This is a genomic window from Propioniciclava soli, assembly GCF_014858005.1.
GTDB classification, from domain to species: Bacteria; Actinomycetota; Actinomycetes; order Propionibacteriales; family Propionibacteriaceae; genus Propioniciclava; species Propioniciclava soli.
On the sequence record NZ_JACYOT010000018.1, the window covers coordinates 95591 to 110065 of the forward strand.

General features: G+C 71.5%; 12 protein-coding genes. 8 read left to right on the plus strand and 4 right to left on the minus strand.

What is annotated here, in order from left to right; all coding sequences use genetic code 11:
• Positions 1-50 precede the first annotated feature (50 nt).
• Positions 51-1175, plus strand: coding sequence for a DUF3048 domain-containing protein (locus IFY26_RS15295; RefSeq protein WP_232549869.1), 1125 nt, complete (start codon positions 51-53; stop codon positions 1173-1175).
• 34 nt (positions 1176-1209) lie between these two features.
• Here the strand turns inward: IFY26_RS15295 and IFY26_RS15300 are convergent, their stop codons facing one another.
• Positions 1210-2985, minus strand: a complete 1776-nt coding sequence (locus IFY26_RS15300; protein WP_232549870.1) for an alpha-amylase family glycosyl hydrolase — start codon at positions 2983-2985, stop codon at positions 1210-1212.
• A gap of 283 nt (positions 2986-3268) precedes the next feature.
• Between IFY26_RS15300 and IFY26_RS15305 the strand changes: the two genes are divergently transcribed.
• The 5 genes from IFY26_RS15305 (at position 3269) to IFY26_RS15325 (ending at position 8553) form a co-directional block, all read left to right on the plus strand.
• Complete coding sequence (locus tag IFY26_RS15305) at positions 3269-4285, plus strand: L-idonate 5-dehydrogenase (protein ID WP_232549871.1); 1017 nt, start codon at positions 3269-3271, stop codon at positions 4283-4285.
• Positions 4286-4287: 2 nt separating this feature from the next.
• Positions 4288-5499, plus strand: coding sequence for a D-mannonate dehydratase ManD (gene manD, locus IFY26_RS15310; RefSeq protein ID WP_332836204.1), 1212 nt, complete (start codon positions 4288-4290; stop codon positions 5497-5499).
• Positions 5500-5613: 114 nt separating this feature from the next.
• A complete protein-coding gene (locus IFY26_RS15315) occupies positions 5614-6084 on the plus strand; it encodes a hypothetical protein (RefSeq protein ID WP_232549872.1) in 471 nt (156 codons plus the stop codon).
• Complete coding sequence (locus IFY26_RS15320) at positions 6081-6395, plus strand: transcriptional regulator (RefSeq protein WP_232549873.1); 315 nt, start codon at positions 6081-6083, stop codon at positions 6393-6395. Before IFY26_RS15315 ends, IFY26_RS15320 begins: the two co-directional genes overlap by 4 nt.
• Before the next feature lie 91 nt (positions 6396-6486).
• A complete protein-coding gene (locus IFY26_RS15325) occupies positions 6487-8553 on the plus strand; it encodes an ArnT family glycosyltransferase (RefSeq protein WP_232549874.1) in 2067 nt (688 codons plus the stop codon).
• Between the two features lie 18 nt (positions 8554-8571).
• Here the strand turns inward: IFY26_RS15325 and IFY26_RS15330 are convergent, their stop codons facing one another.
• Both IFY26_RS15330 and IFY26_RS15335 read right to left on the minus strand, forming a co-directional pair.
• Positions 8572-9771 (minus strand): cytochrome P450, encoded by a 1200-nt coding sequence (locus tag IFY26_RS15330; protein ID WP_232549875.1) that lies wholly within the window; start codon positions 9769-9771, stop codon positions 8572-8574.
• Positions 9772-9872: 101 nt separating this feature from the next.
• Positions 9873-11126 carry a YihY/virulence factor BrkB family protein gene (locus IFY26_RS15335; RefSeq protein ID WP_232549876.1) on the minus strand — a complete coding sequence of 418 codons (1254 nt, stop codon included), beginning with the start codon at positions 11124-11126 and terminating at the stop codon, positions 9873-9875.
• Positions 11127-11319: 193 nt separating this feature from the next.
• Here IFY26_RS15335 and IFY26_RS15340 point away from each other — a divergent pair, with 193 nt between their 5' ends.
• Positions 11320-12489: a hypothetical protein gene (locus IFY26_RS15340; RefSeq protein ID WP_232549877.1), complete on the plus strand. Its 1170-nt coding sequence runs from the start codon at positions 11320-11322 to the stop codon at positions 12487-12489.
• Between the two features lie 132 nt (positions 12490-12621).
• The gene (locus IFY26_RS15345; protein ID WP_232549878.1) at positions 12622-13935 is read left to right on the plus strand and encodes an AI-2E family transporter; all 1314 of its coding nucleotides are present in this window, start codon (positions 12622-12624) and stop codon (positions 13933-13935) included.
• A gap of 3 nt (positions 13936-13938) precedes the next feature.
• On the opposite strand, the gene IFY26_RS15350 is transcribed toward IFY26_RS15345, so the two are convergent.
• Complete coding sequence (locus IFY26_RS15350) at positions 13939-14430, minus strand: metallophosphoesterase family protein (protein WP_232549879.1); 492 nt, start codon at positions 14428-14430, stop codon at positions 13939-13941.
• Between the last annotated feature and the right edge of the window lie 45 nt (positions 14431-14475).

Sequence of the window (14475 nt, forward strand, 5' to 3'; positions counted from 1 at the left end):
TGGCACGGCGTGCCACCCCACCCAGGCGCGGCGACGCTACTGTGCCGGCCATGACCCCCTTCTCGCGTCGCGCGATCCTGGCGGCGTTCGTCGGCACGGCGGCGGTCGGGTGCTCCGCCCCGGCCGCCGCGCCGAGTCCGACGCCGACCGCCACGCCCACCGCACCCGCCCCGTCCGTCACACCCACCCCCGAACCCGACGCACGGCCGCGCTGGCCGCTGACCGGCCAGTTGGTGGACGACCCGGCGCTGGTTCAACACGCGGCGGTGGCGGTGAAGGTGCCCGACACCCGCGTCGAACACCCCCAGCTGGGCCTGAACGACGCCGACCTGGTGTTCGTCCAACTCGACGGCTACCCCGACGCCCACGGCGAGAGCGCCACCCGCCTCGTGCCGGTGTTCCACTCCCGCTTCCCGGACGCCGCCGGCCCCGTCCGCTCGCTGCGGCCCTCCGACCTTGCGCTGCTCGGGCCACTGCGCGCCGTCGTCGGCAGCACGGGTGCCGCGGGCTGGGTCGCGTCCTACCTGGCGCAGCGCAGCGACATTCTCGACACCGGCCACACCTACCTCGCCACGCGCGGCACGGGGGCCTATTCCATTGACCCGTCGCGCATCCGCACCCTCAGCGGCAAGAAGTACTACGACCGGGCGGTGCGGTGCCACCCGGCGCTGCTCGCCGAGGTCACGGGCTGGTTCGCCGACGGCCCGCCCGCCCCCTACCTGCCCTACGCCACGGGGGAGCAGACCCCGAGCACCGACGCCGGCTTCGCGGCGACCACGGTGATCGTGCCGTGGAAGTCGGGCAGCGAGTACGCGATGGGCTACGTGTTCGATGCGGCGTCCGGGAGGTACGAGCGAAGCATGCCGTGGGGGCCGCACGTGCTGGCCGACGGCTCCCGCGTCACGACCGACAACGTTCTCGTCATCCTGGCCGGGCAGGGCAGCGGCAAGCTCGCCGAGGGCGAGGGCGGGCCGGAGCCCATCCACGAGGTGACGGACGCCTCGGGTCGGTTCCACTACGCCCACGGTGGGCGTGCGGTCTCGGGGCAGTGGAGCAAGGCGGGGGTGGACGCCCCCTTCCAGTTCACGCTCGACAGCGGCGAGCCGCTGCGCGTCGCGCCGGGGCGCACCTTTGTCGAGCTGCCCCGCGCCGACGCCGCCGTCCAGATCTCCTGACGTCGCCTTGCGCGGGGCCGACGGCCGCGGCCGCTCAGGCGTCCTGGCTGTAGATCAGGACGCTGTAGGGCGCGACCGTCACCTCGGCGCTGCACGGCAGCCCGTCGGCCCCGTCGGTTCCGGCGTCCAGATCAAAGCTCGCCAGGGTGCCGAACAGCGCGCTGTAGGACGGGGCGTCGGAGTTGAAGCGCAGCGTCCACCTCCCCGCCGCCGGCAACCCGATGCGCCGGTGTTCCAGCGCCTGGGCGCTGAGGTTGGCGACGACGACCACGGAGTCGCCCGGGCCGCCGTCAGCCCACCGGTGGTAGGCCAGCAGGTTGGCTTCCTCGTCGGCGTGGAACACGTCGATGTTGCCCGCCGTCAGGCCTCGGGTGGACCCCCATCGGTTGAGCCGTAGCGTGATCAGGTCGGCGTAGAGGTTGGCGATGCCCGCGAAGTCCTCCCGCCGCCGCCAGTCGAGCGGCACGTCGTCGCGGAACCAGCCGCCCTCGAGGAATTCCTGGCCCTGGAACAGCATCGGGATGCCTGGTGCGGTCAGCATGAGCGCGGCCCCCAGCGTCGAGCGCTTCTGGGCGGCCCAGCCGGACTGGTCACCCTCGTCGACGGACGCGGGCACGCGCGAGCGGCCGTTGGCGACCTCGTCGTGACTCTCGGTGTAGATGACGCGGGCGAAGGGATCGCCGTAGCTGTGCGTGAGCGCGCTCGAGACCTCCGCCAGCGAGCGCCACGCGTCGTTCGTCTTCTCCAGGGCCTCGCGGACCGGGTGGACGAACTGGCTGTCCCACTGGGCGTGGAAGCCGGCGCCCCCCTCGGCCAGCGAGGTGACGGACGCGTCGCCGTGCAGGTCCTCGGCGATGATGATGCGGCCGGGGAACTCCTCGCGCATCGTCTCGGAGAGCCAGCGCATCAGGCTCCAGCCCTCGGGCAGGTTGAACTCGGTCCCGTCCACGCTGCGCATGTAGGGCGTCATGTCCAGGCGCAGGCCGTCCATGTGGTACTCGCGCAACCACATGAGCGCGTTGTCGCGGATGTAGCGGCGGACCTCCTCGCGGCCGTAGTCAGGGCGGGTGTCTCCCCAGGGCGTCGCGGAGCGCCAGTCGTTGTAGAAGTAGATCCCGCCCAGGCCGTTCTCCTGCCAGCCGTCGAACTGCCACAGATCGAGGTCGGAGGGGCCGAAGTGGTTGTAGACGACGTCGAGGATGACGGCGAGGCCGCGCTGGTGGGCCGCCCGGACGAGGGTCTTCAGGGCGTCCGGGCCGCCGTAGGAGCTCTCCACCGCGAACGGGTCGGCCGGGTTGTAACCCCACGACATGTCGCCGGCGAACTCGGCGACGGGCATGAGCTGGATGGCGTTGACGCCGAGGTCGCGAAGCTGGTCGAGCCGGTCGACCACATCGTGCAGCGTGCCATCGGCGTCCGGGCCCTGGTTGAACGTGCCGACGTGGAGCTCGTAGATCACCAGCTCGTGGTGCGGCGGGCAGTGGGCCTGCGTGCCCTCCCAGTCGAAGGCCGCCTGGTCGTAGATCACGGCATTGCCCACGGAATCCGTCACCTGCGGGGCGTACGGGTCGCGGCGCGCGAAGGAGTTCTCCCCGTTCGTGATCCAGAACTTGTACTCGTGGCCGGCCTTCGCCTTCGGCACGCGCACGTACCAGTACCCGTTGCCCTCGCTCTTCAGTGGATTGGCCTCGGCGTCCCAGTCATTGAATTCGCCGAAGACGCTGACGGCGTCGGCGTGGGGGGCCCAGACGCGGAAGGCGAAGCCCCGGGACGCCTTGATGGCGCCCATGCCGGGCAGGTGAGCGGCCACGGGGGCTCCTCTCGGTCGTCGTGCGTGGGCTCGCGCGACGCTGCGGGAGTGCGCTCACCCTAGTGGACGCCGCACGCGCGGCGTGCGACGTCCTGCCAGCGGTGCGCGCCTGGTGCCGGGTCGTGCGACTGTGACAGGAGGTGCCTGAACCGATCCGAGGGCGGCGCACCGTGTGGCACGCTGGGGCCGTGCCCCCTTGGGGGCGCGCGGCGTCCCGGCCCCCGATGGGAGGACGCCCCGGTGCGGGCGAGGGCGTCCGACCGTCGGTGGTGAGGAGGACCCCGTGAAGGTGCTGAAGATCCACGGCAAGGAGGACATCCGCGTCGAGGAAGCGCCGATGCCCGAACCGGCCGAGGGGGAGGTGCGCGTCCGCATGGCCTACGGCGGCATCTGCGGCTCCGACCTGCACTACTACTTCCACGGCGCCTCCGGGGTGTTCGTGCTGCGCGAACCCCTCACCCCCGGGCACGAGATGTCGGCCACCGTCGACCTCGACCCGTCGGGCGACTTCGCGCCCGGCACTCCGGTCACGATCGCACCCGCCACCCACGGCGAGCCCCAGCCCGGGCTGGAGGACCGGCCCCACCTGTGGCCGGGCGGGGCGTACTACGGCAGCGCCTCCACCACGCCGCACACCCAGGGTGGCATGGCGGAGTACAAGACGGTGCCCGCGTCGATGCTGCGGCTGCTGCCCGACGGCCTCGACCTGCGGACGGCCGCGCTGGCCGAGCCGCTGTCGGTGGCCCTGCACGCGGCTGGCGTGGCCGGTGACCTCAGCGGGGCGTCCGTGCTGGTCATCGGCTGTGGCCCCATCGGCCTGTGCGTCGTGGCGGCCGCGCTGGCCCGCGGGGCGGCGTCCGTGGATGCCTCCGACATGCTCGGCGGTCCGCTGGAGCGTGCTGCGGGGCTCGGCGCGGCGGCCACGTACCCCGCAGCGGCGGGCGGCGTGCCCCAGACGCACTACGACGTGGTGTTCGAGTGCTCCGGCGTGGCGCCGGCGATCAGCTCCGCGATCGGGGCCGCCCGTCGCGCGGGCGTGGTGGTGCAGGTGGGCAACCTGCCCAACGAGCCCATCGCGGTGAACCTGGGCCCGATGGTGAGCAAGGAGCTCGAGTACCGCGCGACGTTCCGGTTCAACGACGAGATGGACGAGGCCGTGGCGCTGCTCGCCTCGCGCCCGGAGCTGGGCCAGATCGTCACCCACGTCATCGACGCGGACGACGCCGAGCGGGCGTTCGCCGTGGCGCGCGACGCGCAGGCGTCCGGCAAGGTGCTCGTGTCGCTGTGGGGGGAGGAGTAGGCGTGGACACGATCGCGCGCTGCGACGTCATCGTCTGCTCGCCGGGGCGCAACTTCGTCACGGTGAAGATCACCACCAGCGACGGGATCGTCGGCTGGGGGGATGCGACCCTCAACGGCCGCGAGCTGGCGGTCGCGTCCTACCTCACCGAGCACGTCGTGCCGTGCCTCATCGGACGCGACGCCTCCCGCATCGGCGACACGTGGCAGTACCTCTACCGCGGTGCCTACTGGCGGCGGGGGCCGGTCACGATGACGGCGATCGCTGCGGTGGACGTGGCGTTGTGGGACATCAAGGGCAAGCGGGCCAACCTGCCGGTGTACGAGCTGCTCGGCGGCAAGGCGCGCGAGAACGTCCTGGTGTACGGCCACGCCGCCGGCGGCGACCTTGCCGAGATGGTGGATGACGTCGGCCGGTTCCTGGATCTCGGTTTCACCGCCGTGCGGGCGCAGACCGGGCTCGTCGGCGTCCCGCAGGCGTACGGGGCGCACGCGGCCGGTAGCACGTACGACCCGGCGGACGGCTCCCTGCCCACCGAGACGGGCTGGGACACCCGGGCCTACCTCGACCAGGCGCCGGCCTACCTGGCGGCCGTGCGCGAGCGCTTCGGGTTCGACTTCGACCTGTTGCACGACTGCCACCACCGCATGACGCCCAATGAGGCGGGTCGCTTCGGGCGCAGCGTGGAAGAGCTCAAGCTGTTCTGGATGGAGGACCCGACCCCGGCGGAGAACCAGGAGGGCTTCCGGCTGATTCGGCAGCGCACGTCGACGCCGATCGCCGTCGGTGAGGTGCTCAACTCGATCTGGGACGTGCAGACCCTCATCACCGAACAACTCATCGACTACGTGCGCACGTCGGTGTCGCACGCCGGCGGGATCACCCACCTGCGGCGGATCTTCGACCTCGCGGCGCTCTACCACGTCCGCTCCGGCTCCCACGGGGCGACCGACCTCTCCCCGGTGAGCCTCGCCGCGGCGCTGGCGCTGGACATCACGATCCCGAACTTCGGCATCCAGGAGTACATGGCTCACCTGCCGATGACGCACGAGGTGTTCCGGCCCGGTTACCGGCTCGAGGGCGGCCGCGTCTGGCTCTCCGACGCCCCGGGGCTCGGCGTGGAGGTGGACGAGGAGGCGGCCAGAAAGTTCCCCTACGAGCGCAAGTACCTGCCCGTCGCCCGCTTGGCCGACGGCACGCTGTGGGACTGGTGACGGGCCGGCGGCGGTGAGGGCGGGCCGGCGAGTTGGTTGACGTACGTTCAAGCGAGAGCCACACTTGAATGGTTGGCAACCAACTTCCCTTCGGGGAGCACCGGGAGGAGCTCCATGCCTGAACCCCCACCCAGCCGCTCACAGGCGTCCGAGCAGCTCGACCTGACCGAGGATGCCCGTCGCGCCGCGGTGCTGGCCTCGCGGCGTCCGGCGTGGCAGGACGCGCTGGCCGCCGCCCTCATTGGCATCGCGTGGACGGGGTTCTTCAGCTGGACCGTCCCCGGCGCGGTGGTGGCCGTGGTCGCGTCCGTCCTCTGCGGGGTGTTGGCGCTGCGCAGCCGACGCCGGACGGGTCGGCTCACGGACGACCGCGGCGTCCTGGCGCACGGTGGTTTCTTCACCATCGCCTACGTCACGATGGTCCTGGTCGGCCAAGTGCTCCGCGACCCGGGCCGATCGGCATGGTGGTACGTCGCGGTGTTCGCCCTCGTGACACCCGCTGTCTTCGCCTACCTGCGGCTGCAGGAGGCGTATGAGGTGCGTCGTCTCACTCGGGGCGACTACGGGCCCTACGACCGCACGTGAGCGACAGCGCCGAGTTCGACGAACTCATCCACGCCCCCACCAGGCTGCGCCTGTGCGCCGCGTTGGAGCCGGTGACCGCGCTGGAGTTCGGCGTGCTCGAGGAGGGGCTCGGCATCTCCACCTCGCTGCTCTCCAAACAGTTGCGGGTGCTCGCGGACGCCGGGTACGTCACGCTCGCCAAGCGGCGACAGGCGGTGGGGCGCCCGCGCACCTGGGTGTCGCTCACGGCGTCCGGACGCGGCGCCTACCGCCGGCACGTGGCCGCGCTGCGCGCCATCATCGCCTCGGGGTCGTCTGGCCCCGACCGGTAGAAAACACGGGTCCGCGCTGGCCGCCTGCGTCCGCAGCACCACGACAGCCCGGGCACAGCGTTGACACAGGGGAGGGCCGGAACCTGTCGGCGTGACCGCCTCACCCGCCGCGTCCGCGGCTCCTTCGCTCCGTGACACGTCCGTTGTGCGAACACCCCGGTGGATCTGGGTCGCTCTGGCCTCCCTGATGGTTCTCGCCGGCGTCGGGTACGCCGCAGGCATCCCGCTCGGTCTGGTGCACAACTACTACGGCCCGGCCGTCTACGCCATGGCCCACAGCTGGGAGGCTTGGTTCTGGGGCGCCCAGGACACGCAGGCCATGCTGACCCTCGACAAGCTGCCGGGCGCCTTCCAGCTCCAGGCCCTGTCGGCACGCGTCTTCGGCTACTCCACCTGGTCGGTGCTGCTGCCACAGGTGGTGGCCGCCGTGGCCGCCGTCGGCGTCCTGTTCGCCACCGTACGGCGGTGGCTCGGCCCGCGCGCCGCACTGGCGGCGGCCACCGTCCTGGCGACGACTCCGGTGGTGGCGGCCCTCGCACACAGCCAGATCGTCGACACCTGGCTCATGTTCCTGCTGATCTGCGCGGCGTGGGCGTGGACGCGCGCCGTGCAGTCCGGACGCCTCGGCTGGCTGGTGCTGTGTGGTGCGCTCGTGGTCGCGGCGTTCAACGTGAAGATGGTCCAGGCCTGGGGGGTGCTGCCGGCGCTGGCTGTGGCCTACTGGCTGTTCGCGCCCGGCACGAAGCGTCGCCGGACCGGTCACGTCCTCGTGGCGGGGGTCGTGACGGCCGTCGTGTCGCTGTGGTGGCTGGTGGTCGCCTCGGTGGTTCCGGCCGATCGACGCCCCTGGATCGACGGTTCAGCGTCCAACTCGGCGTGGGCGATGGTCTTCGGCTACAACCTGTTCTCCCGCTACACGGAGGGGGGCGGCACGCCCGGCGGCACGGGGGGTTGGAGCTACCTGTTCACCTCCGACGTGGCCACCCAGGTCGGGTGGCTGTATCCGCTGGCCCTCCTCGGATTCGCGGGCGGGCTCTGGTGGTTGCGTAGCCGACCGCGCACCGACCCCGTCCGGGCCGGCGTGGTGATGTGGGGGGTGTGGCTCGTGACGCACGCCCTCGCGTTCTCGCTCGGACGCGTCGCCCACTCCTTCTACGTCGAGGCACTCGCCCCCGCCGTGGCCGCGCTCGCCGTCGCGGGCGTCGTGTTGTCGTGGCGGGCGTGGCGGGCGGGCCACGCCAGTGGTTGGCTGCTCCCGGCGGGGGTGGCCGCCTCGCTCGCCTGGACGGTCTGGCTCCAGACCCGCTACCCGGATTTCCTGTCGTGGCTGGTGCCCACCGTGGTGGTGCTCGGGGTGGTGGGGTTGGCGGCGCTGTTGGCGCAGCGCTTCCTCCGGACGCCGCCACGGGCCGTGGCCCCTGCGGCCGCCGGTGCGCTCGCCGCATCGCTGCTGATCACCCCCGCCGCCTGGGCTGCCTCGACCACCCAGCTGGGGTACAGCGGCTCGAACATCGGGCCAGCCGCCGGCCCGGTGCAGTCCATGGGCGGCGGGGGCGGAATGCCCCGCGGTGGCGGCGCTGGGGGTGGCCGCCCGCCCGGTGGTGCTCAGGGTGGGACGACGGGCGCAGTTCCCCCCGGTGCGCCGGGTGCCACCGCGCCAGGTGCCGCCTCATCCGGCGACCCGGGCGCCGCCCCGACCGCTCCTGGCAACGGCAGGCCGGACGACCTGCCTGCCAGCGGACAACCGGGTGTCCCCGCCGGTCAGGGCTTCTCGGGTCCCGGTGGCGCAACCAGGGGAGCTGGTGGGCAACCCGGGGTCGGTGAGGGGCAGGCCGCGGAGACCTTGGCCTGGATCCGCGCCCACAACCCGGGCACGCGCTTCGAGCTGGCCGTGGTCGGGTCGCAGGGCGGCGGGGAGTACGTCCTGGCCGGGGGTGCGGTTCTGCCCATCGGTGGGTTCACCGGATCCATCCCCAATGTCACCGCCGAGCAGCTGGCCGCGATGGTGTCGGCCGGCGAACTCCACCATGTGCTGCTCGGGGGCGGTGGTGGTCAGGGGCGTGACCGGTCCGGCGACGCGGAGCTGACCACATGGGTGACCGAGCACTGCGAGGCCGCGACGGACGCCCCCGTCTCCGGCCTGTACGTGTGCGAGTGAACGCGGTGCCGGCCGGCCTCAGCGGGTGAGGCGGATCTGGAAGCCGCGCAGCGTGTAACCCTCGATGAGGTCGTCCCAGCCGAGGTCGGGCTCGCGGACGATCTCGGGGGAGCGGGCCAGCAGGCGGGTCAGCAGCACATCGGACTCCATGATCGCGAGCGGCTGGCCCGGGCAGCGGTGGGCGCCGTCGCCGAAGGTGAGGCCTGACGCGTCCACGCCGCGCGGCATGGTGCGACCCGGCCGCAGGTCGTAGGGGCACGCCCCGACGGCGTCCGGATCGGTGTTGGTGTCGCGGACGCACACGTCGATGAGGTCGCCGGGCTCAATGCGCGTGGTCTCGCCACGATCGCTGACCTCGATGGGCTCGGTGGCGCGCCGATAGAGGTGGCCCACCACCGGCTCCAGGCGGATGATCTCGTTGAGAATTGCGTGGCGTTCCGCCTCGTCGGCCACCAGGTAGCGGCGCCGCAACGGCTCGTGGGTGAGCAGGTGCCAGGCCGCCATGCAGATGAACTCGCGGGTGGTGACCATGCCGGCCGTGCCGTACGTGACGCACTCGACCAAGATGTCGGTGTCGGTGTAGCCCTCCTCGATCAAGTGGCTGATGACGTCAGCCCGCGGTTGCCGGCGACGTTCGGCGATGGCGGGGCGGACGTCGGCGAGGTGGAACCGGACGATGGGCACGAGGCCGTTGAACGCCGCCTGCATCCACTGCCGCTTCGTGCGGCCGAGGTCGGGTCGCGTGATGTCGAACGGGGGCTGACGGAAGAACGTGACGAGCCGACGGGCCATGGCCCGGACCGGGGAGTTCGTGAGGCCCACCACCTCGGCGGTGACCTCCACCGAGTAGTGCAGGGCGAGCTCGGCCAGATCGACGCTGTCGGACGCCGCCGCCTCGGCCACGCGGGCGTCCGCGCAGGACTCCATCGTCGGCCGGTGGCGCTCCTGCACCACCTTCGGGGCGAAGAACCGGCCCACCTTCGACCGCTGTTCGTCGTGGAGCGGTCCGTCGGACATCAGGATCGGGTGGTGTCGCAGGACGCCCTTCGGGATCGCCTCCGCGGTGAAGCCCGCCTGGGTGGTGGCATGGCGGGCGCGCAGCACCTGACGGGCGCCCTCCAGCGACCGGATGCGCCACACCTGGCCGATCCGCTCCCGGCGAGGCCCCCCCGCCTCTCCGGGTTTGGTCGCCCGGCGCAGGTTGGGTTCCGTGGTCACGATTCCATCCTGTCAGGTATGCCAGGTCCGCACGCCGCAGGTGCCGATTCGTCGATTCACCGGACGCCGACCCCGTCTGGGGCTCGCCCCCGCCCGGGCGATCAGAGGTCGGGGTAGTGGTTCACCGGCTTGGCCTCCTCGGCCTCCTGCTCCTGCTGGACCTTCTTGGAGTCCGCGACCTCCTCCGGGGACGCGGCGCTCGCTCCGCGTCCGCCACGGCCGGCGTTCTCGGAACCGGTCTGGGGGTCGGAACTGGAGTCGGAATCGGAATCGGTGCCGGAATCGGAGCCCGCATCGTCGGCGTCCGAATCCGGATCGGAGGACTCGCCGGCGGTCAACCGCACCTCGCGGGCCTCCTCGATGGCCTCGGCCTGCTTCTCCTTCTTCTTGATCACGCCCTTCTCGTCGCGCAGCGGCAGCTGGATCTCCTCCTCGGCCGCGATGCCGCCCTGGAGCTGGCGCCCGCGCTCGAGCTCGGCGTCCACCTCGGCGCCGAAGAGCAGCACCATGTTGATGATGTTGATCCAGAACAAGAAGATGATGACGCCGGCCAGCGCGCCGTAGGTCTCGTCGTAGGAGCCGAAGTTCGACACGTAGAACCCGAACGCGAGCGAGGCGATGCCGGCCACGACGATGGCGAAGATCGCACCGGGGCTGAACCAGTGGGGCTTCGGTTGCCGGACGTTGGGCGTCGCCCAGTAGAGCAGTGCGACGAGGACGACCACGATCGCGGCGATCACGGGCCAGCGGGCGATGTTGAACACGGTCAGGGCGATGTCGCCCAGGCCGATCATGTTGCCGAGGGACTGCGCGAGGGGGCCGGAGACGGCCACGCCCACGATCGCCAACGCCAGCAGCGTCAGCATGCCGGCGGTGAGGGCATACATGCTGAGGTTGAACTTGATCGGTCCGCGGCCCTCGCCCACCTCGTAGATGCGGTTCATCGCGCGGCTGAACGCCTTCACGTAGTTCGACGCCGTCCACAGGGCGATCGCCAGACCGAGGAAGAGGCCGAGACCGGGGGCCGGGGCGTCGAGCAGGTTGTCGATGACCGGCATGATCGTGTCCATCGCGCCGCTGGGCAGTGCGCCCTGGTCGCGCAGGTCCTGGATCAGGGTGCGGAGCGTGTCTCCGCTCTGGCCGAAGAGACCCAGGATCGACACGAGCGCGATCAGCGCGGGGAAGATCGACAAGACGGTGAAGTAGGTGAGCGCGGCGGCGGCGTCCGGCAACTGGTCGTCGGAGAACTCGCGCACGGCGTTCTTGAGCACGAACTTCCAGTTGGGTGCCTTGATGTCAGTCGGACTGTCCGGCTTGCGGGGGTCGTCCGGGTGGGGAGCGGTGTCGGGGGCCATGGCCTTCTTCCTTCTCTACGTGCGCAGTTCAGGCACCACCGTATCCTGCTGGCGGAGAGCCGCCTCTCGCCGCTCACGGACAAATTCCTCACAGTCAAGAGTGAAATTTCCCTGTCGGACGGACTCCGGAGCCGCTACTGTGACTTTCGCGACCCCGCCGACGGTGGTCCGCGCACCCCGGAACGAAGATCAGATGAGCACAGCCATTTCCCTGCCGCACCTCCGCCAACGCTGGGCGGCGCTGTGCCTCGCGCTGGCGCTGCTGGCGGCCCTGCTGGTCGCGGCGCCGCTGCGCGCGGTGGCCGCAGACTGCACGATCCCCGCTGACCGGGTGGCCGTCACCGTCACCAACGAGGCCCGCGACATCGACACGTCGCGCCCGTGGGACAAGTTCGAGATCGCCGCCACCCTGTCGAACCTCGACGGGCTCGCCGAGGGCTGCGAGGCGGTCATCACCCTGCCCGACCTGTTCGTCGACATCCTGACCACCACGTTGTACCTGAACGCGGACGGCACCTCGTCGGCGACGCCGCAGGCCGACACCGTCGCGGTGATGGCCGTGGACGGCCCGGCGCGGACCATGACGTTCACGCTCACCGACTACGCGGCCACCCACAGCGGCGTCTCGGCCCACGGTTGGACGGCCGCGCGCCTGACGAGCAGCCTCGAGCGTGACCAGACGGTGCCGGTCGTCGTGGACGTCAACGGCGAGACGCGGCCGGTCGTCGACATCGGCACCGAGCCGTGCCCGCCCGACTGCCCCGTCGTGCCCGTCGACGCGGCCAAGTACGGGATCGACAACGGGGACGGCACCGGCGTCGTCGTGATTCAGTCCCCGGTGATCCCCACCGCGGGCACCGAGGTCGCCTTCACCGACACGTTGACCTCGGCCGGGCAGTCCATCACCGGTGTCCTGTGGGCCCGCGGCTTCGATTGCGTCGACACCTGGGGGGCACCCGGCCTGTCGGCGGCGGACGGCAGCTGCGACACCACCCGCCACGCCGACCTGACCGCCGTGGGCACCGCAGGCACCTACACCGTGACGACGACGCAGGACGACCAGTTCATCCGGCTCCGCCTGGGGATGACGTTCACCGGAGAGGGTCCCTGGAGCGACCAGGCCACCGTCAGCTACGCCGGCGGGCCGGAGACCTGGACGGCCCGCACCGCGGTGGAGGGCTACGACGTCGGTGGGTTTGCGGCCGGTTCGGAGATCACGCCGACCCCGAGCCCGACGCCCAGCCCGAGCCCGACGCCCACGCCGTCGCCGACCGTCACGCCCCCCGTGGTCACACCGCCCGTGGTCACCGCCAGGCCGACCTCGACGCCCCCGGTATTGCGCAAGGTCGTCCAGAGCGGGTGAGCGCAGCGACGGCGCGCGCCGTGCCGGGGGATCGCCGCGCGCGCCCGAGAGCTCGAGGGGCCGGGGCGCCCGGCATTCGGGTCTACCCGTGTGGGTGTTGCGCCGGGACGACAGGGCGGGCAGCATGGCGCCGTGTCATCCACCGCGCGGCCCCAGCCCAACCGAACCTTCTTCGACGAGCATCCCGGGCTCCGGGCCGTCCTCGTGGTGTGCCTGCTCATCGTCCTCATCGGCTGGGCTGTCCGGATGGTCGCGGAGGCGGGCTCGCTGCTGAGTTCGATCCTCGTGCCGACGGCGCTGTCGATCCTGTTCGCCGGCCTGCTCATGCCCCTGCAGGTGCTGTTCAACCACCGCCTGCGCCTCCCGCGGTCGCTCGCCGCCGCGCTGACGGTGCTCGTGGCCATCGGGGCCGTGGCGGCCCTGCTCTGGGTGTCGGGGGCACAGTTGGCCGCCGGGATGGATGACATCGTGGGCGTGTTCCAGGGTCAGCTGGAGGACCTGCGCGGGTGGGTGGTGTCCACGCTGCCCATCGGCCGGGAGCAGCTCAACGAGGCCATCAACCAGGCGCAACAGTGGCTCACCGACAACCAGGCCAGCCTGGCCCAGGGCGCGCTCGGCTACGGCGTGACCGCTGCGCAGGTCGTCATCGCGGGCATCCTGGCCCTGGTCGCCACCTTCTTCTTCCTGGCCCAGGGTGACCGCATCGCGTCCGGCCTGCTCACCCTGCTCCCCAAGGACCATCGCCGCCGGCTGTGGGAGGCCGGTCGCCGGGGCTGGGTCACGCTGAGCACCTATTGCCGCACGCAGGTGATCGTGGCCGCCGTGGACGCCATCGGCATCGGCGCCGGTGCCTTCTTCATGGGGTTGCCGTTCGTCGTGCCCATCATGGTGATCACGTTCGTGCTGTGCTTCATCCCCTTCGTCGGTGCCATCGTGTCGGGTGCGATCGCCGTGCTCATCGCCCTCGCCTTCAAGGGGATCACCGCCGCCCTCGTCATCTTGGCCATCTGCGTGGCGGTGCAGCAGATCGAGAGCAACGTCCTGGCCCCCCTGCTCATGGGCAAGGCGGTCAACGTGCACCCGCTGCTCATCCTGCTCTCGGTGGCCGGGGCCACCTACATCTTCGGGCTCGTCGGCGCGCTGTTCATGGTGCCGGTGATCGCCACCATCAAGAGCATCGTGCTCTACCTCAACGACCTCGACCCCTTCCCGATGCTGGCCGAGGGTGGCAGCGCGCTGACGGACTCACCCAAGAAGCTGATGGGGGATCAGGCCGAGATCAAGAACCCCCCGCGGTTGGGCGACGCGTCGCCCACCTGGCTCGCCGAGGAGGCGGAGGCCGAGGCCGATGCTGCCGAACAGGCTGCCCAGGACCATGCCTCACCCGGAGGGGCCGGCACGCCCGACCGCCCCGGCGGCGAGCGGCTGCAGGCGCCCTCCTCCTAGACGTCAGCGCACGCGCACGATCTCGTGCCGCGTGACGGCACCGTTCGCGAGTTCCAGCCAGCCGTAGCTGCCGATGCGTTCGCGGCGGGGGTCGGTGACCGAGCCGGGGTTGAACAGGTGGACGCCGTCCTCGACGAGGTCCATCGGGATGTGGGAGTGGCCGAAGACCACCACGTCGGCGTCGGGGAACCACCGGCGCATCCTGCGGCCGCGGCCCGTCTTGGCGCCCGCGTCGTGCACCATGGCGAGCCGGACGCCCTCCCAGACCACCTCGAACCGCTCCGGTGCGCCCCAGGCGACCACGTCCGGGCCGTCGTTGTTGCCCGCCACGACGTGGACGGGCGCGTGGGCGGCCAGGGCGTCCAACACCGACGGCTCACACACGTCGCCGGCGTGCAGGATCACGTCGGTGGACGCCAGCGCCGGCAACAACGCCTCCGGGAGGCCCTTCCACCGACGCGGCGCGTGCGTGTCCGACACCACCAGCACCCTCATGGGTGCAGCCTAGGAGCCTGCTGAACAATCTGTCCGCGTGCCCAC

What these genes read in the sequence shown, in the direction of transcription:
- IFY26_RS15315 (WP_232549872.1), top strand. Translation starts at nt 5,614, where the DNA reads ATGCCTGAACCCCCACCCAGCCGCTCACAGGCGTCCGAGCAGCTCGAC.
- IFY26_RS15295 (WP_232549869.1), top strand. Translation starts at nt 51, where the DNA reads ATGACCCCCTTCTCGCGTCGCGCGATCCTGGCGGCGTTCGTCGGCACG.
- IFY26_RS15350 (WP_232549879.1), bottom strand. Translation starts at nt 14,430, where the DNA reads ATGAGGGTGCTGGTGGTGTCGGACACGCACGCGCCGCGTCGGTGGAAG.
- IFY26_RS15335 (WP_232549876.1), bottom strand. Translation starts at nt 11,126, where the DNA reads ATGGCCCCCGACACCGCTCCCCACCCGGACGACCCCCGCAAGCCGGAC.
- IFY26_RS15340 (WP_232549877.1), top strand. Translation starts at nt 11,320, where the DNA reads ATGAGCACAGCCATTTCCCTGCCGCACCTCCGCCAACGCTGGGCGGCG.